The 22,178-nt window shown below is 73.7% G+C and carries 19 protein-coding genes and 1 pseudogene; 10 read left to right on the forward strand and 10 right to left on the reverse strand.

Translation table 11 applies throughout. The annotated features are described in order from the left end of the window. Window positions 1–93: 93 nt before the first annotated feature. Complete coding sequence (locus QIT00_RS06425) at window positions 94–2,529, forward strand: right-handed parallel beta-helix repeat-containing protein (protein ID WP_282534120.1); 2,436 nt, start codon at window positions 94–96, stop codon at window positions 2,527–2,529. On the opposite strand, the gene QIT00_RS06430 is transcribed toward QIT00_RS06425, so the two are convergent. Beyond that, window positions 2,499–4,997: a hypothetical protein gene (locus QIT00_RS06430; protein WP_408909730.1), complete on the reverse strand. Its 2,499-nt coding sequence runs from the start codon at window positions 4,995–4,997 to the stop codon at window positions 2,499–2,501. The genes QIT00_RS06425 and QIT00_RS06430 overlap by 31 nt on opposite strands. Window positions 4,998–5,220: 223 nt before the next feature. On the opposite strand from QIT00_RS06430, the gene QIT00_RS06435 reads away from it, so the two are divergent. Then, entirely contained in the window at window positions 5,221–6,120 is a 900-nt protein-coding gene (locus tag QIT00_RS06435) for a DeoR/GlpR family DNA-binding transcription regulator (protein ID WP_282534121.1), read from the forward strand. Window positions 6,121–6,243: 123 nt separating this feature from the next. Further along, entirely contained in the window at window positions 6,244–6,729 is a 486-nt protein-coding gene (locus QIT00_RS06440) for an SRPBCC family protein (RefSeq protein ID WP_282534122.1), read from the forward strand. A 14-nt stretch (window positions 6,730–6,743) separates the two neighbouring features. Here the strand turns inward: QIT00_RS06440 and cds1 are convergent, their stop codons facing one another. Further along, complete coding sequence (gene cds1, locus QIT00_RS06445) at window positions 6,744–7,844, reverse strand: L-cysteine desulfhydrase Cds1 (RefSeq protein ID WP_282534295.1); 1,101 nt, start codon at window positions 7,842–7,844, stop codon at window positions 6,744–6,746. Window positions 7,845–8,176: 332 nt separating this feature from the next. Here cds1 and QIT00_RS06450 point away from each other — a divergent pair, with 332 nt between their 5' ends. Further along, a complete protein-coding gene (locus QIT00_RS06450; RefSeq protein WP_282534123.1) occupies window positions 8,177–8,506 on the forward strand; it encodes a hypothetical protein in 330 nt (109 codons plus the stop codon). A 315-nt stretch (window positions 8,507–8,821) separates the two neighbouring features. Further along, the gene (locus QIT00_RS06455) at window positions 8,822–9,289 is read left to right on the forward strand and encodes an ATP-binding protein (protein WP_282534124.1); all 468 of its coding nucleotides are present in this window, start codon (window positions 8,822–8,824) and stop codon (window positions 9,287–9,289) included. Window positions 9,290–9,357: 68 nt separating this feature from the next. On the opposite strand, the gene QIT00_RS06460 is transcribed toward QIT00_RS06455, so the two are convergent. The 3 genes from QIT00_RS06460 to QIT00_RS06470 are packed head-to-tail and all read right to left on the reverse strand — an operon-like array spanning window position 9,358 to window position 13,000. Further along, a complete protein-coding gene (locus QIT00_RS06460) occupies window positions 9,358–11,928 on the reverse strand; it encodes an ABC transporter permease (protein ID WP_282534125.1) in 2,571 nt (856 codons plus the stop codon). Beyond that, complete coding sequence (locus tag QIT00_RS06465) at window positions 11,925–12,710, reverse strand: ABC transporter ATP-binding protein (protein ID WP_282534126.1); 786 nt, start codon at window positions 12,708–12,710, stop codon at window positions 11,925–11,927. The genes QIT00_RS06460 and QIT00_RS06465 overlap by 4 nt, the downstream gene beginning before the upstream one ends. Beyond that, window positions 12,707–13,000 carry an SHOCT domain-containing protein gene (locus tag QIT00_RS06470; protein ID WP_282534127.1) on the reverse strand — a complete coding sequence of 98 codons (294 nt, stop codon included), beginning with the start codon at window positions 12,998–13,000 and terminating at the stop codon, window positions 12,707–12,709. The genes QIT00_RS06465 and QIT00_RS06470 overlap by 4 nt, the downstream gene beginning before the upstream one ends. Before the next feature lie 218 nt (window positions 13,001–13,218). On the opposite strand from QIT00_RS06470, the gene QIT00_RS06475 reads away from it, so the two are divergent. The 3 genes and pseudogenes from QIT00_RS06475 (at window position 13,219) to QIT00_RS06485 (ending at window position 15,144) form a co-directional block, all read left to right on the forward strand. Further along, a complete protein-coding gene (locus tag QIT00_RS06475; RefSeq protein ID WP_282534128.1) occupies window positions 13,219–13,779 on the forward strand; it encodes a TetR/AcrR family transcriptional regulator in 561 nt (186 codons plus the stop codon). 34 nt (window positions 13,780–13,813) lie between these two features. Then, window positions 13,814–14,398, forward strand: a complete 585-nt coding sequence (locus QIT00_RS06480; protein WP_282534129.1) for a DUF4865 family protein — start codon at window positions 13,814–13,816, stop codon at window positions 14,396–14,398. Further along, a pseudogene (locus QIT00_RS06485) lies at window positions 14,395–15,144 on the forward strand (phosphotriesterase family protein). Before QIT00_RS06480 ends, QIT00_RS06485 begins: the two are co-directional and overlap by 4 nt. Window positions 15,145–15,165: 21 nt before the next feature. Here QIT00_RS06485 and QIT00_RS06490 read toward each other — a convergent pair. Together QIT00_RS06490 and QIT00_RS06495 are read right to left on the reverse strand one after the other, a co-directional pair. Further along, a complete protein-coding gene (locus QIT00_RS06490) occupies window positions 15,166–16,398 on the reverse strand; it encodes an ROK family protein (RefSeq protein ID WP_282534130.1) in 1,233 nt (410 codons plus the stop codon). 30 nt (window positions 16,399–16,428) lie between these two features. Further along, entirely contained in the window at window positions 16,429–17,145 is a 717-nt protein-coding gene (locus QIT00_RS06495) for an alpha-ketoglutarate-dependent dioxygenase AlkB family protein (protein WP_282534131.1), read from the reverse strand. A gap of 58 nt (window positions 17,146–17,203) precedes the next feature. Between QIT00_RS06495 and QIT00_RS06500 the strand changes: the two genes are divergently transcribed. After that, complete coding sequence (locus tag QIT00_RS06500; protein WP_282534132.1) at window positions 17,204–18,424, forward strand: MFS transporter; 1,221 nt, start codon at window positions 17,204–17,206, stop codon at window positions 18,422–18,424. Window positions 18,425–18,483: 59 nt separating this feature from the next. Beyond that, the gene (locus QIT00_RS06505; protein WP_282534133.1) at window positions 18,484–19,218 is read left to right on the forward strand and encodes a maleylpyruvate isomerase family mycothiol-dependent enzyme; all 735 of its coding nucleotides are present in this window, start codon (window positions 18,484–18,486) and stop codon (window positions 19,216–19,218) included. 45 nt (window positions 19,219–19,263) lie between these two features. Here the strand turns inward: QIT00_RS06505 and QIT00_RS06510 are convergent, their stop codons facing one another. From QIT00_RS06510 to QIT00_RS06520, 3 genes are all read right to left on the reverse strand, one after another. Beyond that, complete coding sequence (locus QIT00_RS06510; RefSeq protein WP_282534134.1) at window positions 19,264–19,929, reverse strand: response regulator transcription factor; 666 nt, start codon at window positions 19,927–19,929, stop codon at window positions 19,264–19,266. Beyond that, a complete protein-coding gene (locus tag QIT00_RS06515; protein WP_282534135.1) occupies window positions 19,926–21,182 on the reverse strand; it encodes a sensor histidine kinase in 1,257 nt (418 codons plus the stop codon). Before QIT00_RS06515 ends, QIT00_RS06510 begins: the two co-directional genes overlap by 4 nt. 145 nt (window positions 21,183–21,327) lie before the next feature. After that, a complete protein-coding gene (locus QIT00_RS06520; protein WP_282534136.1) occupies window positions 21,328–22,152 on the reverse strand; it encodes a TetR/AcrR family transcriptional regulator in 825 nt (274 codons plus the stop codon). Window positions 22,153–22,178 lie beyond the last annotated feature (26 nt).

A 22,178-nucleotide genomic window follows, 5' to 3' on the forward strand; every position in this document is an offset into this window, starting at 1 on the left:
AGACCGGGGTGAGCGGTCAACTCCCGTCCCCCGCGCACGCTACGGTGGACGCCTGTCCGACGGGATCGCACGAGGTGGGGGCACAACAACGCCATGGCACAGGGCACGGTCCAGGTGACGCACACCGGCACTTCGCGGTGGCGGCGCCGCACGGGCGAGTACGGATCGCTCGCCGCGGCCCTCGAGGCGGCCGGCGACGGTGACGTGCTGACCGTCGCTCCCGGGACGTACCGGGAGAACCTCGTGGTGCAGCGGTCGGTGACGCTGCGCGGGCCCGAGGGCTCCCCCGGATCCGTGCGCATAGCTCCGGCCGACGGAGTGCCGCTGACCGTGCGCGCCTCGGCCGTGCTGCAGGACCTGCAGTTCGAGGGGCAGGACGCGGCGGCGCCCGCCCTGCTCGTCGAGGACGGCGCCCCCGAGCTGGTGGACGTGCGCATCGTCACCCGGTCCGCCGCCGGGCTCGAAGTGCGCTCCGGCGCACGTCCGACGGTGCGGCGCTGCACGGTCGACAACCCCGCGGGCATCGGCATCGCCGTGCTGGACGGCGCGGGCGGAGTCTTCGAGGACTGCGAGGTCGTCGCGGCCGGGCAGAGCGGCGTGACCGTGCGCGGCGGCGCCCACCCCCGGCTCGAGCGCTGCCGTGTGCACCACGCCTCGGGCACGGGGATCTCGGTCACCGGCGAGAACTCCCAGCTGGAAGGCCTGGGTTGCGAGGTGTACGAGGTCAAGGGCGCCGGCGTGCAGATCACCGGGCGGGCCGGCGCGCACCTCACGGACTGCGAGGTGCACCGCACGAGCGCGGACGGCATCACGCTCGACACGGACGCGGTGCTCACCCTCGCCGACTGCCGCCTGCACGACATCCCGGAGAACGCGATCGACCTGCGCTCCCGCTCCGTGCTCACACTGACCCGTTCCACGATCAGCCGCTTCGGCCGCAACGGCCTCTCCGTGTGGGACCCGGGCACGCGCGTGGACGCCAACCAGTCGGAGATCCATGACAGTACGGGCGACTACCCGGCGGTGTGGGTCAGCGACGGTGCGACGGCGGTGCTCGACGCCTGCCGCGTGCGGGACGTGCCGGACGCGCTGTTCGTGCTCGACCGCGGCTCGCGCGTGGACGTCGTGGACAGCGACCTCGCGCAGGTCCGCAACACGGCGGTGTCGGTGAGCGACGGCGCGATCGCGCAGCTGGACGACTGCCGGATCCGCGAGGTCGCGACCGGCGCCTGGTTCCGCGACCACGGCAGCGGCGGCACGCTCGCGGGGTGCACCATCGACGGCGCGCAGACCGGCGTCATCGTCACCAAGGGCGCCGATCCGACGGTCGAGCGCTGCGAGGTCACCGCCCCTTCGGAGGCGGGTTTCTATGTGTCGGCCGAGGGTCGCGGCAGTTTCGTCAACTGCCGGGTGACGGGCAGCGGTGGCTACGGCTTCCATGTACTCGACGGCTGCCGGGCCACCCTCCGCCGCTGCCGTACGGAGCGCTGCGCGCGCGGTGGTTACGAGTTCGGGGACGGCGGCGCCCAGGCCTCGGGCGGCGCGGCAGGGCCCCAGGTGGAGGACTGCGCGAGCGACGAGAGCGGCGGTGTCCGCCCGCCGACCCAGGCCGAGCCCGTCGTGCAGCGGGCCACGCAGGCGGCGGGGCTGCTCGGCGGCGTGCCCGAGCAGCGGCCGACGGAGCCGGCTGTCGCGCCCGAGCCCGAGCCGGAGCCGGTCCGCAGCTCGCAGGACGTGCTGGGTGAGCTGGACGCGCTCGTCGGCCTGCACAGCGTGAAGCGCGAGGTGCGCGCCCTCACCGACATGATCGAGGTCGGCCGGAAGCGTCAGCTGGCCGGTCTCAAGGCCGCGTCGGTCCGCAGGCACCTGGTCTTCACGGGTTCGCCGGGCACCGGAAAGACGACGGTGGCGCGGCTCTACGGCGAGATCCTGGCCTCGCTCGGCGTGCTCGGCAAGGGGCATCTGGTCGAGGTGTCCCGGGTCGACCTGGTCGGCGAGCACATCGGTTCGACGGCCATCCGTACGCAGGAGGCCTTCGAACGCGCGCGTGGTGGAGTGCTGTTCATCGACGAGGCGTACGCCCTGTCCCCCGAGGACTCCGGGCGGGACTTCGGCCGTGAGGCGATCGACACGCTGGTGAAGCTGATGGAGGACCACCGGGACGCGGTCGTGGTGATCGTCGCGGGCTACACCGCGGAGATGCAGCGCTTCCTGTCGGTCAACCCCGGTGTGGCGTCCCGGTTCTCACGCACCATCACCTTCGGTGACTACGCGCCGGAGGAACTCCTGCGCATCGTGGAGCAGCAGGCCGACGAGCACGAGTACCGCCTCGGCAGCGGTACGTCGGAGGCGCTGCTCAAGTACTTCACGGTGCTGCCGAGAGGCGCGGCGTTCGGCAACGGGCGGACCGCGCGCCAGACCTTCGAGGCGATGGTGGAGCGGCACGCGGGCCGGGTCGCCCAGTTCGACGACGTGAGCACGGACGATCTGACGCTGCTCTACCCGGAGGATCTGCCCGAGTTGCCCTGACGGGGCTCCGAAGCGCCGGACACGGGATCGGTGGCCACGGCCTCATCGCCGTCACCGCGCGGCGCGGGGAGGCCGGCCGGTGGCGTCGCCGGTGCGGCGGTCCGGTCGCCGACGCAGTCGTGGCTCTGCCTGCGTCCGGCTCCGGGACGCAGGCGGGCAAGGAGCGTGCCGCGGACCTCGGCGAAGACCGGGTCGGCCTGGTAGTCGCCGTGCCCGAGGATCGGCGCAGGCAGCGGCTGGCTCTCCGTACGGCCGTAGGCGAGGGGGTCCTTGAGGGCGGCGTGGTCGACGTCGGGGCCGCAGGCGCCGGGCAGGCCGATGGGGCCGCCGATGGGGTCGGTGGGCCGGTGCAGATTGCGCCAGCAGTCGACCTCGCGGTGCAGGGACATCAGGGCGGCGGGCCCGAAGTGGGCGGGGAACCAGTGGCCGTACAGCCTCTGCATCGGGGAGCCGTACGTGAGCAGGGCGACGCGGCGGCGCACGGAGGGGCGGAGCTGCCAGAGCGCGGAGGCGGCAAGGACGCTGCCCTGGGAGTGTCCCGAGATGACCAGGCGGCCGCCGGTCTGCCGGGTCCAAGTGGCCATGCGCCAGGTCAGGTCGGGCACGGCGCGCTCCGCGTAGCAGGGCGGGGCGAAGGGGTGGGCAGCGCGCGGCCAGAACGTGCCGACGTCCCACAGGATGCCGATGGTGCGGCGGGCCGAGGGGTCGCGGTAGGCGCGGCGGCCCCAGGTCACGAAGAGTATGAAGCCGAAGCCGATCAGCCAGGAGCCGAGTGCCTGCGTGGTGTCCGCGACGCCCTCGATGAACGCGTGCGCCCCTTCGGCGGCCTCGCCGGGCACCTCCCGGGTCCCCCAGGCGCCGACGAGCGCGGCGGCGCCGAGCAGCAGCGTGAGGGCGGAGACGATGCCGACGATCACGGGGGCCTGGTCGGTGAGGGCGGCGAGGGCGCGGGTGTTCGCGATGCGGCGGGTGCGTTCGGTGTCGGGGCGCTCGCCCTCGTAGTCCCCGGGCACGCGGGCGATCTCCAGGCGGCTGCGGCGGCGGGTGCGCAGGCCGAGGACGACGGCGAGCAGCAGCACGACGGCGAGCAGGACAGGGATGACCGCTGACTGCCAGGTCAGGACGACGGGCGGGCCGAGGAAGGCGGCGCCGTCCGCGCCGGGCGTGCTGCCGTCGTCCAGCCAGTCGCCGACGCGCTGGGCGACGCCGCCGGACATGACGCCCCCGAGGGCGCACGCCAGCATCGCGACAGCGGGGCCTCCGACGCCGCCGAGTACCGTGCCCGGTACGGCACTTCGGCGGTGCAGGGCCCAGGCGACCGCGGCGAGGGCGAGGACGAGCAGGCCCTGTACGAGGGCGATCACGCCGAACGTCTCGTCCCCCGGCAGGCGGCCCGAGGAGCGCCATGCGGGACGGTCCCAGGACGCGTAGACCACCGCGAGGCCGAGGACTGCGAGGGCGGCGAGCGGCAGGGTCCGCACGACGCGGTCGAGGCGCTCGTCGAGGGTGCTCTCGCTGCGGCCGCGGCGGCAGACGACGACCACGACGATCACGGCGCCGATGGCCAGGACCGCTTCGAGTACGACGCCGAAGGCGTGCAGGGCGGCGCTGGCCGCAGTGCGGTCGTAGCGGGCGGCGGACGTGCCGACGGCGGCGGCGACGGTGAGCAGCCCGGCGGCGGTGTGCGCGGCGCGCAGTCGGGCGACCAGGCGCCGTCCGTACCAGAACCCGGGGCGGCTCAGGGCGCTGCGCGAACCGTCCTCCTCGGGCTCGCTGTGGTGCGGCAGCGGCTGCTGGGACTCGTACGCGCTCCAGGTGCGCTGCGAGAGGTACCAGAGCAGGGCGGTGAGGGCCGCGGGGGCCAGGGCGGCGAGGGCGAGCCGGCGGCCGGGCTGCGTCCACCAGCCGGTACCGCTCTCGCTGGGCGCCAGGAAGCCGAGCCAGGCCCGGTCCTCGGCGCACGCGCGCGTGCCGGCGCACTGCCAGGCGGTGAGGTCGAGGGCGACCTCGCAGGCGGCGGCGACGAGCAGCACGGTGAGGGTCAGGGCGACGAGCCGCACGAGCATGCCGTACACGCTCACCGCGCGGCGCATGCCGTCGGCGGTGGGGCGCATCCAGTGGGCGAGGTTGACCACCATGAACGGCAGGAGCAGCAGCCACAGGGCGCGGGCGCCGTTGCCCGAGGTGAGGTTGGACCAGACGTACGCCTCGGCGACCGGCTGGTCCGCGTAGTCCTGGGGGCGTTTCTCGGCGTCCACGTCGTTGGCGCGGCGGTGGACCGCGGCGGTCCTGTCGCCGGTGATCCGCACGGTGCTCGGGTCGTTGAGCATCTCCTGCGGTGTGGTGCCGCCGACTCCGTGGACGAGGAGTTCCAGGGCGATGCGGTCGCCTGCCTCGTCGGGTGCGGACGGTTCCGGAGGCGGCTGGTCCTGCCCCCGCTGTTCGGCTGTGTCGTTCACACGCCCCACTGGTCCCCCGACCCCCCGTGACTGTGCGGTTCATGGTGCGTGACCAGGATCCTCGTTCGCGGGCCCGCTGGGCACCCCTCGTCACGGAATCTCCCAAAGGTGTACGGTCCCGCCGCACGTCCGGGCGCCGGATCGGCTGTCAGTGCGGCGTGCGAGGATGAAAACCCTCGTGACGGAGGGCGAAGGACGCGGACGGAACACGACGGAAGGACCGGGACCGGGCGTGAGCGAGAACCAGAACCTGCTCGCCGAGCAGCGCCGCGCCCTGATCCTGGACGAGGTCAGACGCCGGGGCGGTGTGCGGGTCAACGAACTCACCCGCAAGCTGGGCGTGTCCGACATGACGGTGCGGCGCGACCTGGACGCGCTCGCGCGGCAGGGCGTCCTGGAGAAGGTGCACGGCGGGGCGGTCCCGATCGTCGAGGCCAGCACGCACGAGCCGGGTTTCGAGGCCAAGTCGGGCCTTGAGCTGAGCGCGAAGGAGGACATCGCGCAGGCGGCGGCGGCACTGGTCGCTCCTGGCAGCGCCATCGCGCTCTCGGGCGGTACGACGACGTACGCACTGGCGCATCGCCTGGTCGACGTACCGGATCTGACGGTGGTGACCAACTCGGTCCGGGTGGCTGACGTGTTCCACACGGCGCAGCGGCTGGCAGCCAAGGGCCAGAGCGGGGCCACGGTGGTGCTGACGGGCGGGGTGCGCACGCCGTCGGACTCGCTGGTGGGCCCGGTCGCGGACCAGGCGATCCGTGCGCTCCACTTCGACCTGCTGTTCCTCGGGGTGCACGGCATCTCGGTGGAGGCGGGGCTCTCCACGCCGAACCTCGCGGAGGCGGAGACGAACCGGAGTCTGGTGCGGTCCGCGCGCCGCGTCGTGGTGGTCGCGGACCACACCAAGTGGGGCACGGTGGGCCTGAGTTCGTTCGCGTCGCTCGAGCAGGTGGACACGTGGGTGACGGACGCGGGGCTTCCGGCAGAGGTGCGTACGGAGATCTCCGAGCGGCTGAACCGACTGGTCGTCGCGGGCGAGGCGTCGGGGGACGGCGCAGGTGAGGAGAGCGGCGAGGAGAGCGGGCGGGAGAGCGGGCAGGAGAGCGGCGAAGGCGCTTCGGCGGAGGCCTGAGCGGCTGCCCGAGCCGCATCCGGGAGTCGTGCCAACGCCTCGCTCCCTACAGACATATGACGGGCCGCCAGCTATGGTGACCGGGCCCGATCGACCACCGTCTCCCGTGGGGGTGCTGCGTCCATGGCCCGCCAACTGAGCCCTGTGGGGCTCGACTTCGTCGGCACCGCTCCGGTGCGCCTGGTGTTCGCGCGGCAGTTGTCCGCACCGCCCGCCGCCGTGTACCGGGCGCTCGCCGAGGACGTGACGGGCTGGACCGCGTGGTTCAGGGCCGTGACGCTGTGCCGGCCGACCGCCGACGGCGCGGGACGCGAGGTGAAGCTGGTCGGCGGCGGGCACCTTCACGAGACGATCATGGCCACCGATCCGGACGAGCGGTACGCGTACCGCGTGGACACGGTGAACGCACCCGGCCTCCGGGCTCTCGTCGAGGAGTGGCTGCTGACCCCCGCGGGGACCGGGACGCGGGTGCAGTGGACGTTCGCCGCGGACGGGTCCGCACCGCTGCGCGCCCTGCTGAAGCTGGCGCGGCCTGCCCTGGGGCGCTCGTTCCAGGACGCCGCGGGCCGGCTCGACAAGAGGATCGCGGCGAACTCCTCGCAGAGCTGAACCCGGCCTGCGGGCTACTCCTGGGGCCACACCCCGGTCGCGAGCAGGGTTTCGATCGCCGCGGTGTACGGCCGGATGTCCAGGCCCTGTTCGGCGAGCCAGCTGTCCGAGTAGTACTTGTCGAGGTAGCGGTCGCCCGGGTCGCAGAGGAGGGTGACGACGCTGCCCGTGCGGCCCTCGGCGACCATCTCGGCGACGATCTTCAGGGAGCTCCACAGACCGGTCCCCGTCGAACCGCCCGCCTTGCGGCCGATGGCCTGCTCCAGGGCGCGTACGGCGGCGACGCTGGCGGCGTCCGGCACCTTCATCATCCGGTCGATGGCGCCGGGCACGAAGCTGGGCTCCATCCGCGGGCGTCCGATGCCCTCGATACGGGAGCCGCAGTCGCTGGTGCAGTCCGGGTCGTCGTTGACCCAGCCGTCGAAGAAGCAGGAGTTCTCCGGGTCGGGCACGCAGATGCGGGTGTCGTGCTGCATGTAGTGGACGTAGCGCGCGATGGTGGCCGATGTACCGCCGGTGCCTGCGGTGGCGACGATCCACGCGGGCTCCGGGTAGCGCTCCAACCGCAGCTGCTGGTAGATCGATTCGGCGATGTTGTTGTTGCCGCGCCAGTCCGTGGCCCGCTCCGCGTACGTGAACTGGTCCATGTAGTGGCCGCCGGTGCGGACGGCGAGGTCCGCGGCCTCCTCGTACACCTTCGGCGGGTCGTCGACGAAGTGGCAGCGGGCGCCGTGGAATTCGATCAGGCGGACCTTCTCGCGGCTGGTGGTGCGCGGCATCACGGCGATGAAGGGCACGCCGATCAGCTTCGCGAAGTACGCCTCGGAGACGGCCGTCGAGCCGCTGGACGCCTCGATGACGGGGCGGTCGGGGCGGATCCAGCCGTTGCACAGGCCGTAGAGGAACAGTGAGCGGGCGAGGCGGTGTTTGAGGCTGCCGGTGGGGTGGGTCGACTCGTCCTTCAGGTACAGGTCGATGCCCCACTCCTCGGGGAGGGGGAAGCGCAGCAGATGGGTGTCGGCGGAGCGGTTGGCGTCCGCCTGCACTTTGCGTACGGCTTCGTTCAGCCAGTCGCGGTAGGCCGCGTCGCTGCGGTCCACGTCGAGGGTGGTCATGGCCTTCGGGGCCCCGGGCTGCTGTGTGGTGCTCACGCGCCGCTCCTTAGCGTCTCGCCCGGCCCTGGGAGATCCGTGGGGGACCCGGTCGGACAGCTCGATGATAGACACCTTCAGCACGCTTCTCACCTGCATAAACACCTCTTTGAGCAGATCAAAGGAAGACCGTGGGGACAGTCGTCGGGCGCCCGTGCGCGCCCCAGGGCTCCCGCCCCCGCGCCCCCGGCGGGAATGGCCGGGCGCGTGCCGTCGTTGGGGGCACTGGTGCTCGACCTCGCGGGCGGGCACACTGCAGATCGACGGTGCACCGATCGGACGAGGGGGCGGGCGGGATGGCGGAGCCGGAGTTCACGGCCAAGGGTGTGCGGATCGGGCGGCGGCTGCGCTCGCTGACCCGGGCCGGACAGGTGCGGATCAGCGGCGGCCGCCTGGAGTTGCTGACCAGCTACGGCAGCGAGATCGACAGCGCCCCGCTCGCCGCCGTCTCGGCGGGCCGCCCCTGGTTCGGCCCGGACGACAAGGCGCAGGCCACGGTCAACGGCACGCGGTACTCGCTGACGCTCGGCGAGGACGACCCCGGTCCCGGTGAGGCGGGCCCGCCGTCGGTGCGGCGGTTCATCGACGCGGTGCACCGCGCGGGCGGGCGGCTTTCGGGCGCCTGACCGGCGGATATCGGGCCCCGGTGCGGAGCACGGCTCGCGAGGGCGGAACGGGCGGGCGGTACGGGCGGGCGGTACGGGGCTGTGATACCCGCGGGCGCCACTGCGCGCAAGAGGCGTGAACGGACGCCGAGTTGCGGAGCCGCACCCCTTCAGTCACTCTGGTCACACATCACTCAGGGTTTATCGGCGGTCACGCTGCGACCCGGCGTCCACCGCCTTCAGCAGCAGGCAGCACTGTGGGATCCAGGGGCGCTCGGCGTTCCCGGATCCGTATGTCGTCTTCTTCCGGACCTCACCATTCGGGGAGTCGCAGCCGTGATCAGCAAGCCGAGCAGGCACTGCACGGTGGAGCTCCAAGCCCTGCCGTCACGCATCGGAAAAGTCCGCGGAATCATCTCTGCCCAACTGCGTCACTGGCACCTCGATCCGTTGATCGAGCTCGCCGAACTCGGAGTCACCGAGCTTCTCACCAACGTCCACCGGCACGCCGGTCCGGACAAGAAGTGCACCGTGGAGATCGAGTTGCTGCTCGACCGGCTCACGGTCTCCGTGCACGACCGCGATCCCCGCATGCCCGAACTGCGCGCGGCCGCCGCCCTCGACACCTGCGGGCGCGGTCTCGCCCTGGTCGCGGCGGTCAGCGAGGCCTGGGGCGCCCGGCCCGAGGGGGACCGCGGCAAGGTCGTCTGGTTCACCCTCCCCGCGCTCGCGTCCGACGTGGCGACGCCCGCGCTCAGCGCCTACGCGCCACAGGCTCCCGCCCGGTCGGCCTTCGCCGGCTGACCGGGCGGTTGAGAATCCGTCCGCGGTAGGGCCCACCGGGACCCACCCAGCCCCACCGCGTCGGGGCGTCACTCCGTGGCGATCGCGCGCAGTACGTCGAGACGCGCCGCGCGACGGGCCGGACGCCACCCGGCGAGCGCTCCCGCCGCGAGCCCGACGAGGGCGACGACCGCGAGCTGCGCGGGCGGCACGGCGAACGCGAAGTCGCTGTCGCCGGTGCCCTGCGAGGCCTGGACGAGGACCCACCCGAGGAATCCGCCGAGCGCGAGCCCGCCCGCCGTACCGAAGGCGGCGACCAGGACCGACTCCCAGCGGACCATCGCCCGCAGCTGGGCGCGGGTCTGGCCGACGGCGCGCAGCAGGCCGAGTTCACGGGTGCGCTCGTGGACGGCGAGGGTCAGGGTGTTGGCGATGCCGAGCAGCGCGATCAGGACCGCGAGGGCGAGCATCGCGTACACCAGGGTCAGCATCATGTCGATGCCGCCGGCCGAGGACTGTGCGTACTCCTCGCGGGTCTGCACCTCAGGATTGCCGTACGCGGCGGCCGTCTCCTCGACGGCGGCCTCGCCGGATGCAGTATCCACGCCGTCCTTGAAGGTGACGGCGACGACGGAGTCGGAGTCCTGGCCGCGGTGCGGGGCCCAGGCCTCGCGGGTGAGGACGTAGTCACCGGCGAGTTCGGGCTGTGCGTAGACCGCGCGGACGGTGAAGCTCTCCTGGGTGCCGTCGGTGAAGGCGAGTCGGGTGCGGTCGCCGAGGGCGAGGCCGCGGCGTTCGGCTTCGGGGGCGGAGAGCGCGAGGCCGTCGGTGCCGAGGGCGGCCAGGTCTCCGCGTACGGAGCCCAGGTCCAGGCCCCGCGCGAGGGCGACGGGGTCGGTGACCGTCAACTGGCGCCCCGCGCCGTCGACTTCGGCGACGCCACGGCCGAGCCCGACCGCGCTCTCGACCTCGGGCAGCTCGGCGACCTTGCCCGCGAGTTCGGGGCTGAGGCCGCTGCCGCCCGCGCCGAACGAAGGCGCGCTGATGGCGACGTCACCGGCGAAGGAGCGGTCGACGGTCTGGTTCATGGTGGCCTTGAGGGAGGCGCCGAAGACCGTGAACAGGGCGACCACGGCGACGCCGATCATGAGCGCGCTCGCGGTCGCGGCGGTGCGCCTGGGGCTGCGCAGCGCGTTGCGCCCGGCCAGACCTCCGGGGACACCGCGCGTACGGGCCAGGGGGCGGGTGAGGACGCGGAGCACGGCGGTCGAGGCGGCCGGGCCGAGCACCACGAACGCGGCGAGCGCCAGGACGGCCCCGGTGCCGGCGAGCCAGATCGACGGGGTGACGAGCACCCCGGCCAGGGTCGTACCGAGGGCGATCAGTGCGAGGGCGAGCCCCGCGACGGTACGGCCGCGGGCGGTGCCCGACTGGTCGACGGCGGTCTCCCGGAGCGCGGCGAGCGGCGCGGTGCGTCCGGCCCGCACGGCCGGGAGCAGGGCCGAGCCGAGGCAGACCACGATCCCGACGGCGAGAGGCAGCCCGAGCGAGAGCGCGCTGATCACCAACTCGCCCTCGGGGAACGGGAATCCGATCGCCGGGAAGAGCGCCTGAAGTCCGGCGGCGACCCCGATGCCGCCGAGCAGCCCGGCCGCGGAGGCGACGACGGCGACCACGGCCGCCTCGGCGAGCGCGGCGCCCACGACCTGCCCGCGCGCCGCGCCGAGGGCACGCAACAGGGCGTTCTCGCGGGTGCGTTGGGCGACGACGATGGCGAAGGTGTTGTGGATCGAGAACGTCGCGACGAGCAGCGCGACGCCCGAGAAGACGAGCAGGAAGGTCGTGAACAGGTCGAGGAACTGCCCGGAGATCATGTCGGTGTTCTCGGTGGTGGCCGCCTCACCGGTGATGGCCTCGACGCCCTTGGGCAGTACGGGAGTCAGCGCGTCGACGAGTTCCTGCTGACCGGTGCCGGGAGCGGCGCGGACCTGGATCGACGCGGCCTCGCCGGGCTGCGGCGTCAGGTACTTCTCGGCGTCGGCCCGGGTCATGCCGGTGAACGTGGTCTGCGCCATGCCGTCGGCACCGCCGAAGGTGGCGAGTCCGACGATCGTGACGCGCACCGGGTCGGGGGTGCGCAGGACCGTGCTGTCGCCGATCGTCAACCCGCCCGTCGCGGCGGCGCCCCGGTTCACCACGACCTCACCGCCGCGCTCCGGTGCGCGCCCCTCGGCGAGGCGGTACGGGTTGAGGCGGGTGTCCTTGATCCAGTTCCCGGCGAGCGTGGGCGGGCCCTGGCCGCCGATGGGTTCGCCGTCGGCGCCCACGAGTTGACCGGGTCCCTGGATGTCCGCCTCGGCCGCGGCGACGCCGGGCACCTGCGCGACGCGGGTGGCCAGGTCGGCGTCGACGGGGCCGCGCACGCCCTGGGACTGGCCGGGCGTGGTGATGGTGTCGGCGCTGCGGACGACGGCGTCGGTGCCGCTCGTGGCCCCGGCGAACATCGAGTCGAAGCTCGTGCGCAGGGTGTCGCCCATGACCAGGGTGCCGGTCAGGAAGGCGACGCCGAGCAGCACGGCCGCGAACGTACCGGCGAAGCGGCGTTTGTGGGCGCGGAGGGAGGTGAGGCTGATCCGCGCGGTGGCGGACGCGGAGCTCATGACGGCACTCCTTGCGTGTGGTGTTCCGGGATGTCCGCCTCAGCGCGGGGGCCGTCCAGGGCCTTCATGCGGTCGAGTACGCGCTCCGCGGTCGGCTCGGGCATGCGGTCGACGAGTCGGCCGTCGGCGAGGAAGACGACCTCGTCGGCGTGGGCGGCGGCGACCGGGTCGTGGGTGACCATGACGACGGTGCGGTCCATCCGCCGTACGGCGCGGGCGAGCAGTCCGAGGACCTCGGCGCCGGAGCGGGAGTCGAGGTTGCCGGTGGGTTCGTCGGCGAAGACGACGTCGGGCCTGCTCGCGAACGCCCGTGCCACGGCGACGCGTTGCTGCTGCCCGCCGGAGAGCTCGGAGGGCCGGTGGTGCAGCCGGTCGCGCAGGCCGACCACGTCCACGAGCGCGTCGATCCACTCGGCGTCGGCACGCGCGCCCGCGAGGTCGAGCGGGAGCGTGATGTTCTCGGCGACGGTGAGCGTGGGCAGCAGGTTGAACGCCTGGAAGACGAAGCCGACGCGGTCGCGGCGGAGCACGGTGAGCCGGCGGTCGTCGAGGGAGCTGAGTTCGGTGCCGCCGATGGCCGCGCTGCCGGAGGTGAGGGCGTCGAGTCCGGCGGCGCAGTGCATGAGCGTGGATTTGCCGGAGCCCGAGGGCCCCATGATCGCGGTGAACCGGCCGGCCGGGAAGCCGACGGTCACCCCGTCCAGGGCCCTCACTTCGGTGTCGCCGCTGCCGTACACCTTCACGGCGTCGACGACCCGGGCCGCAGTGTGCGCGGTGTTCACGCCGCACCGCCCTTCTTGCCGCGCCCGCCCGCGGCGCGTCCGAACTGCTCGTCCAGGACGGACAGGCGCCGCCAGTACTCGTCCTCGTCGATCTCGCCGGAGGCGAAGCGGTGGCCGAGCACCGTGATCGGCGACTGCGCGTCGGGCCCGGCCCCCGGGCCGCGGCCCCGGCCGCGCCAGACGGTGCGGCGCAGCAGGGTCACGACGCCGACGATCACGGCGGCCCAGATCAGCGGGAAGAACAGGATCCACGGGCCGGGCCCGCCGTCCCAGTTCGCCAGAGTCTGCATGTCGATTCATCTCCTCAGTGGCGGCGAGTGCCGCGCCTTGATGGCTCTCGATGGCTGGTGATGCATCGAGATTCGCTCGCGGAGGGGGCCCGAGTCGTCGTACGGCCAGCGGCAGTCCGCGTACCTCCCGGGGAGTACGGGAGGGCGCGCGGGCTGCTTCCCGCGCTGCTCAGCGGGGATCCCGCACGGCTGTACCTACTAGTATGTAAACTGCCGCCATGAGCACTCAGGACCGACTCATCGAGTCCACGCGCGAGCTCCTCTGGGAGCGGGGGTACGTCGGCACCAGCCCGAAGGCGATCCAGGAGCGGGCGGGCGCCGGGCAGGGCAGCATGTACCACCACTTCAAGGGCAAGCCCGACCTCGCCCTCGCGGCGATCACCCGGACCGCCGAGGAGCTGCGCGGCGCCGCGGAGCGCGCGCTCGGCGGTGCGGGTTCGGCGTACGAGCGGATCGCGGCATATCTGACGCGCGAGCGGGACGTGCTGCGGGGCTGTCCGGTGGGGCGGCTGACGATGGACCCGGACGTCGTCGCCGACGACCGGCTGCGCGCGCCGGTGGACGAGACGCTCGGCTGGCTCCGCGGCCGGCTCGCTCAGATCGTCCAAGAGGGCCTGGACCAGGGCGAGTTCCCGCCCGGACTCGACCCGGACGAGACCGCCGCCCTGCTCGTCGCGACCGTCCAGGGCGGCTATGTCCTGGCCCGTTCGTCGGGCAGCCCCGAGGCGTTCGACACGGCGGTGCGCGGCGCGCTCGCGCTGCTCCGCCCGCACGCCTGACCGCCCCCCCTTACGCAGCCGAGGAGTTGCCGCCGTGCACGCCATGCAGTACGAGATCACCCTGCCCGCCGACTACGACATGGGCGTCATCCACGCGCGCGTGCAGGCCAAGGGCCATCTGCTCGACGACCTGCCCGGGCTCGGGTTCAAGGCCTATCTGGTGCGGGAGCGCGGCCAGGACGGTTCGCCAGTGAACCAGTACGCGCCGTTCTACCTCTGGTCCGGCTCCGCCCCGATGGCCGCGTTCCTCGCCGGGCCCGGATTCCGGGGCCTGTGCGCCGACTTCGGCCGCCCGACGGTCCGGCACGGCAACGGGCACGCGTACGTGGAGGGCCGCGCGGCCGGCGAGGAGGCGCGGTTCGCCGTACGCCTGCGGGAGCGGCTGCCGGTCGACGCGGACGTGGCGGAGGCGCTCGGGGCGGCGTCCGACAGTGCCCGGCGGGCGGCGGACGAGGCCGGTGCGGTGTGCACGGCGGTCGTACTCGACCCGCACCACTGGGAGTTGACGCACTTCTCGCTGTGGTCCGCGCGGCCACCCTCCGGCCTCGGCGGTGAGGTGTACCGCGTCCTGCGTGTGTCCGCGCCCGAACGCGCCGCGCTCACGGCAGGGTCACTGTGACGACTACGCCCGCCGTCCGCACCGTGCTCGGCGACGTGCCGCCCGCCGGACTCGGCGTGTGCGACGCCCACGACCACCTCTTCCTGCGCAGCCCGCAGCCAAGCGGCGCAGTACGCCCGGGAGTTGCTCGACCGGCTCGACGTGGACGGGCTCACCGAGCTGTTCACCGCTGAGCTGACAGCGGGCATCGCCGGTACGTCGGTACGTCGGTACGTCGGTACGTCGGTACGGGCCGGTCTCGTCAAGGTGGCCGGAGCGTTCCACGGGGTCGACGCGCACGCCCGGCGCACGATGGCGGCGGCCGCGCGCGCCCACCTCGTCGCACGGGCGCGCCGATCGCCGTCCACCTGGAGCTGGGCACCGACGCGCTCGACGTACTCGACCTGCTCTGCGGGGAGTTGGGGGTGGCGCCGGAGCGGGTACTGCTCGGGCGCTTGGGGCGGTCGCCGGATCCGGTCGAGCAGCGCGAGGCGGCGCGCAGTGGCGCGTTCCTGGTGTGCGACGGCCCTTCGCGCGCCCACCACGCCACGGACTGGCGCCTGCCGGATCAGCTGACGGCGCTGGCCGAGGCGGGTTTCGGTTAGCGGCTGCTGGTCGGGGGGGACACGACCACGCCGGAGACTCCCGGCCCGGCGTACCTGTTACGGCGGCTGCGCCCACGGCTCGAACTCGCCATGGGAAAGGATCAGTTGGACCGCATGCTGACGGAGAACGCGGCTCGGGCCTTCGGGGTGGAGTGGCGGTAGCCGCGCGCCCCGGCCCCCGGCCTACCCCGCCAGCGCCCCCAGCGGGTCGTCGAGCACCGGCTGCCAGGCCAGTTCCGCCGCGCCGACCAGGCTGTTGTGGTCGAGGGTGCAGGGGAGGATCGGGACGCCGCCGCTGCGGCCCCACAGGCTGCGGTCGGCGACCACGGCGCGCAGGCGTTCCGGGTCCGCGGCGAGGAGTTCGCGGTGCAGGCCGCCGAGGATGATGCGGTCCGGGTTGAGGATGTTGACCAGGCCTGCGAGGCCGAGGCCGAGGCGGTCGATGAGCTCCGCCGCGGCCGCGCGTACCGCCGGGTCGTCGTACTCGTGCGTGAGCAGCTCGCGGGACTCCTTGAGGAGCGAGACCTCGGGGCCGGGGGCGCGGCCCGCGGCGGTGAGGAACGCCAGCGGGTCGGCCTCGACGTCCAGGCAGCCGCGGCTGCCGCAGTAGCAGGGGCGGCCCTCGGGGTTGACGGTGAGATGGCCGACCTCCAGGGCGAGGCCCGAACTCCCGGTGTGCAGACGGCCGTCGAGGACGAGCGCACCGCCGACGCCGCGGTGCCCGGTCGCCACGCACAGCAGGTCGGCGGAGCCTCGGCCGGCGCCGTGCCGGTGCTCGGCGAGCGCGGCGAGGTTGACATCGTTGCCGGTGAACGCGGGACCGGCGAGGCCCGCGGCCCGTACCCGCTCGGCGAAGATCTCGCGGACCGGGGCGCCCACCGGCCAGGCCAGGTGGAGCGGGTTGAGCGCCTGGCCCTCGGGCTCGGCGACCGCCGACGGCACGGCGAGCCCGGCGCCGACACAGCGCCGCCCGGTCTGCTCCAGGAGCTCCACCCCGGCCTCGACGAGCGAGCCGAGGATCTGCGCCGGGTCGGCGTCGATGGTCTCGCAGCCGGGCGCGGTGGCGGCGATGGTGCCGCCGAGGCCGACGAGCGCCGCGCGGTATCCGTCGGCGTGCACCTGCGCGGCGAGCACGACCGGGCCGTCGTCGGCGACCACCAGGCGGTGCGAAGGGCGGCCCTGCGCGCCGGCGGCGGCTCCGGGCTCGACGCGGATCAGGCCGAGCGCCTCCAGCTCGGCGGCGACGGCACCCGCCGTGGCGCGGGTGACGCCCAGTTCCGAGGTGAGGACGGCGCGGGTGGGGGCGCGTCCGGTGTGTACGAGTTCGAGTGCGGGGCCGAGTGCGCCGCGTCCTCTCTCCAGTCGATTCCGCGTGGCCACCTGAGCCGCCTCACCGGACGCCGCCTTGCCGTTCATGCAGGCGAGTCTCCCATGATCGGGCACCGCTCAGCCCTGGAGTCCGGAGACTCTCAATGTGATGTTGAGCCGACCTCGCTCCATCCCGATGGCGCCGCTCCCGCTGCCCGGCCACACCTTGGGCACGCCGTGGTACGCGAAGCGCGAGGGCCCGCCGAAGACGAAGAGGTCGCCGCTGCGCAGTTCCACATCGGTGTAAGGACGGCCCCGCGACTCGGTGTTGCCGAAGCGGAACAGGCAGGTATCGCCGAGGCTGAGCGACACCACCGGGTCGTCGGCCCGCTCGTCGCTGTCGCGGTGCATGCCCATGTGCGCCTGCTCGCCGTAGTAGTTGACCAGCGCGACGTCGTACGCGCCGGGCGCGAAGTCCGGTCCGTACGCCTCGCGCACGGCCTCCCGCGCGAGCCTGCCGAGGAGTTCGGGGAACGGCTTGACCGGGGCGCCGTCCCCGTCGACGACGGTGCGGGCATAGGCGTACGGATACCAGTGCCACCCCAGGCACACCTGCCGGGCGGTCATCTCGCCGCCGCCCGGTGTGCGCACGGTGCGCAGTCCGGCGGGCGGCCTGGACCAGGCGCGGCAGGCGGCGACCAACTCCCGCTGCCGCTCCGGACCGAGCCAGCCGGGGACGTGCACGGCGCCGGGGGCGATCTCGGTCCGCTCGCGGGGGAGGGCGAACAGCTCGCCGGGGAAGGCGGGGCGGTCCGGGCGGTCCGGGCGGTCCGGGCGGTCGGGGCGGTCCTGCATGGTTCCCATTGTCTCCGGCACGTTGCCCGTACCCCTGCCCCGCCCGTACGCTCATTTTGTGCCGACACTAAACAAACTCAGGACAACGGCGTCCGACGACCCGCGCACCGCGACCCTCCAGCGCCTCCGGCTCGCCCTCACCGCCTTCTTCGCGCTCGACGGGTTCATCTTCGCGGGCTGGGTCGTGCGGATCCCCTCGATCAAGGAGCAGACCGGGGCGTCCGCCAGTGACCTCGGGCTCGCGCTGCTCGGCGTCTCGGCCGGTGCCGTGATCACGATGACCCTGACCGGCCGGCTCTGCCGCCGCTACGGCAGCCGCGCCGTGACCGTGGCCTGCGGCGTCCTGATGCCGCTCAGTGTCGCGCTGCCCCCGCTGACCGGCTCCCCGCTCGCGCTCGGCGCGGTGCTGCTCGTCTTCGGCGCGGCCTACGGCGGCGTCAACGTGGCGATGAACAGCGCCGTCGTCGACCTCGTGCGCGCCCTGCGCCGGCCCGTGATGCCCAGCTTCCACGCCGCGTTCAGCCTCGGCGGCATGCTCGGCGCCGGTCTCGGCGGCCTGGTCGCGGGACACCTCTCCCCCACCCGGCACCTGCTCGGCCTGACCGTCCTCGGCCTGCTGATCACCGCGGCCGCCGCCCCGACGCTGCTGCGCCACACCATCCCGGCCTCCGCCGACCGGCCGGCCTCCGCCGCCCCGCCGGCCGCGGCCGAGTCCCCGCGCCCGGGCGGCCCTACGCGCCGGCTCGTCGCCGTCTTCGGCCTGATCGCGCTGTGCACGGCGTACGGCGAGGGCGCGCTCGCGGACTGGGGCGCGCTGCATCTGCAGCAGGACCTCGGCGCACACCCCGGTGTCGCGGCCGCCGGGTACTCGGTGTTCGCGCTCGCCATGACCGTCGGCCGCCTCACCGGCACGACGCTCCTCGAACGCCTGGGCCGGACAAGGACGTTGGTGGCGGGCGGTGCGACGGCTGCGGTCGGCATGCTCGTCGGCGCGCTCGCGCCCTCGGTGGGGGCGACGCTGCTCGGCTTCACGATCACGGGGCTCGGCCTCGCCAACATCTTCCCGGTCGCGATCGAGCGGGCCGGTGCGCTCGCCGGCCCGAGCGGGGTCGCCGCCGCGTCCACGCTCGGCTACGGCGGCATGCTCCTCGGCCCGCCCGCCATCGGCTTCATGGCGGACTGGTTCTCGCTGCCCGTGGCCCTGACCAGCGTGGCGGTCCTGGCCACGGTCTCGGCGGCGATCGGGTACGCGGTGCGGGACGCGGGCGTACGGGAGTGAACCTTCCAGAACGTGGGACCGTTCCGCCTAGCCACTCGAACCGGGGGCATGATCTGGCCATGAAGACTGTCGAACACGTCCAAGTCCTGGACCGGGAAGGCCGGCTGCTCGCCCACGCCGCGGAGGAGGCCGGGCCCGGCGCGGCCGTGTCCACCTGCCCCGGCTGGCAGGTCCGCGACCTGCTGCGGCACACGGGCATGGTGCACCGCTGGGCCACCGCGTACGTCGTCGAGGGGCACACCTCGTACCACCCCGACGGCGGCCTCCCCGACCTCGACGGGACGGAGCTGCTCGACTGGTTCCGCACCGGCCACGCCGCGCTCGTCGACGCGCTCACCTCGGCCCCGGCCGACCTGGACTGCTGGACGTTCCTGCCCGCGCCGTCCCCGCTGGCGTTCTGGGCGCGGCGGCAGGCGCACGAGACGACCGTGCACCGGGTGGACGCCGAGTCGGCCCGCCGGAGCACGAGCCATGTGGCGATCTCCCCCGGCTTCGCCGCCGACGGCATCGACGAACTCCTGCGCGGCTTCCACGCCCGCCAGCGCAGCAAGGTCCGTACGGAGAAGCCCGCCGTGCTCCGGGTGCGTGCCACCGACACCGACGACGTGTGGACCGTACGGCTCTCGCAGGACGCCCCGGTCACCACGCGCGACGAGGAGGGCGAGGCGGACTGCGAGTTGAGCGGACCGGCCGCGCGGGTCTACCTGTCGCTGTGGAACCGGCTTCCGGCCCCTCGGCTCACCGGTGACCCGGGCCTCGCGCGGGTGTGGCGGGAGACATCCGCGGTCGGCTGATCCCAGGGCCCTCGGACGCCGAGGGCGTGCCGGACCCCTTGGGCGTCAGCCCAGCCAGCCCGGCCGGACAAGCCCCGACTCGTAGGCGAGGACGACCAGTTGGGCGCGGTCGCGGGCGCCCAGCTTGACCATCGTGCGGCTGACGTGCGTCTTCGCGGTGAGCGGGCTGACGACCAGGCGGCGGGCGATCTCCTCGTTGGACAGGCCGATGCCGACGAGCGCCATCACCTCCCGCTCCCGCTCGGTGAGTTCGCTCAGCGCGTCCGCGGCCGCGGGCTCCTTGGAGCGGGCCGCGAACTCGCCGATAAGGCGCCTGGTCACGCCGGGCGAGAGCAGTGCGTCACCGTGCACCACCGCCCTTACCGCGCGCAGCAGTTCATCGGGTTCGGTGTCCTTGACGAGGAAGCCGGAGGCGCCGGAGCGGATCGCCTCGAAGACGTACTCGTCCAGCTCGAAGGTGGTGAGCATGACCACCTTGACCTGCTCCAGGTCCGGATCCCCGGTGACGGCGCGGGTCGCGGCGAGGCCGTCGAGCCGCGGCATGCGGATGTCCATCAGGACCACGTCCGGCCGCAGTTCGCGCACCAGGCGCACCGCCTCCTCGCCGTCGGCCGCCTCCCCCGCGACCTCGATGTCCGACTGGGCGTCGAGCAGCGCCTTGAATCCGGCTCGTACGAGCACCTGGTCGTCTGCGAGCAGTACGCGGATCACGTCGTTTTCCCCTCGGAGCGCTGCGGCAGGACGGCCCGTACCCGGAAACCGCCGTCCGGGCGCGGGCCCGCCTCGATCGTGCCACCCAGGGCGGCGGCGCGCTCCCGCATTCCGGCCAGGCCGTTGCCGCTGCCGCCCGCGTCGGTACGGGTCGCGGGCCCGTCGTCGTCGACGGTCAGCTCCACGGCCGCTCCGGTGTGCCGCACCCGTACGGACGCACGGCGCGAACCGGAGTGGCGTACGACGTTGGTGAGCGCCTCCTGCACGATCCGGAACGCGGCCAGATCGGCGCCGGGAGCCAAGGCCGACTCCCGTCCCTCGCGGACGACTTCCACGGTGAGGCCCGCGCTCGCCGCCTGCTCGACCAGCTCCGGCAGGCGGTCCAGGCCGGGCGCGGGAGCACGGGGCGCGTCCCCCGGCGTGCGCAGGGTGTCGAGCACCTGCCGCACCTCCCCGAGCGCCTCCTTGCTGGCCGACTTGATGGTGGTCAGTGCCGTACGCGCCTGCTCCGGGTCGCTGTCGAGGAGCGCGAGTCCTACGCCCGCCTGGACGTTGATCACGGAGATCGAGTGCGCCAGTACGTCGTGCAGCTCGCGGGCGATCCGCAGCCGCTCCTCGTCGGCGCGGCGCTTCGCGGCCTGCTGCCGTTCCGCGCGCTCCCTGGCCCACTGCTGACGGCGGACGCGCACCAGCTCGGACAGCGCGAGGATCGCCACCACCCAGGCCACGACGAGGAGTTCCTGCGCCCAGGGCGCCGCGTCGTCCCCGTCCGGCGGCAGCCACGCGTACAGCCAGTGCGAGATCAGCAGATGCCCGGCCCAGAGCAGGCCGAGCGCTCCCCACGCCGCGTGCCGGTGCCCGGCGACCACGGCGGCGAAGCAGGCGAGCGCCGCGCTCAGGAACACCGGGCCGTACGGATACCCCGCCCCGAGGTAGACCAATGTGACCGCCGACGCCGCGAAGGCCACGGCCACCGGGAAGCGGTTGCGCAGCAGCAGGATCACTCCGGCGACAAGCAGCAACGCCCGGCCGTAACCGTCGAGCGGCGTCCGGTCGCCGATCTGGCCATGCTCCGCGAAACCTGATCCGACCTGCAGGAACACGGTCACGAAGAGCGTCGAGACCCAGGGCAGCCGGTCCCCGTCCGCCGCCCCTTGCTCACCGTCGTCCCAGCGCCGCAGACCGGGCGGCCCCGCGTGCCGCCAGAGCACCGGGCCGCCCGGCCTCCGGGTGTGCTGCTGTTGCTCGTCCATACCGGCCACGCTAGACCGGACCTCCCACCCCGACGTCCGCCGTGCGCGGTCTTCGGGGGTACTTCCTGGGGAGTACGGGGAGTACGCGGGGGGTGGTGGCGGGCGGCCCGCCCGCGGCTGCCCGGGGCCCGGCGTGCGCGGGCGGTCAGTCGTCCATCAGGCCCACGGAGCGGGCGAGTTGGGACACCGCCTGGTCGAAGAAGACCGGGCGGTCCTCGACGATCCGGTTGAACTGGCCGAACACCTCGAACGACACCAGGCCGAACAGCTGCGACCACGCCGCCGTGAGCGCCACGACCACCGCGGGCGGCAGGTCCGGCGCGAGGTCGGCGGCGAGCCGCTCGGCCTCGTCCCGCAACGCCTCGTCCCGCAGCGTCTCGCCGCCGCCCGGCACCTGCACGCCGGGTCCCTGCGCGGCTTCCCGTACGACGGTGACGAGCAGCAGGCCGACCCGCGACGCCGGGCCGACCGTGGTGCGCGGAGCGCTGTAGCCGGGCACGGGCGAACCGTAGATCAACGCGTACTCGTGCGGATACGCCACCGCCCACTCCCGCACCGCCCGACACACCGCGAGCCAGCGCTCCCGCGGTGCCGCCTCGGCTCGTACGGCACGTGCGTGCGCGCCCTCGGCGGCGGCTCCGAGCGAGTCGTACGCGTCGACGATCAGGGCGGTGAGGAGCTCGTCGCGGCTCGGGAAGTAGCGGTAGAGCGCCGACGAGACCATGCCGAGTTCACGGGCGACGGCACGCAGGGAGAGTTTCGCCGCGCCCTCGTCGGCGAGCTGTCGACGGGCCTCGTCCTTGATCGCACCGGTGACCTCGGCCCGCGCTCGGGCTCGGGCACCGAGGGGTTTGGGCTCTTCCGCCTTGGCTGCGGGGGTGCTGGGGCGAGGCCGGGTGGGGCGCTGGGCGGGGGACTGGGTGGAGCGCTGGGCGGAGGGCTGGGCGGGGGGCTTGTTGCGGCTCGTCATGGGGGCAGTCTGGCAGAGCGGCGCAC

The sequence above is a fragment of the Streptomyces luteolus genome (assembly GCF_029968015.1).
Classification (GTDB): domain Bacteria; phylum Actinomycetota; class Actinomycetes; order Streptomycetales; family Streptomycetaceae; genus Streptomyces; species Streptomyces luteolus.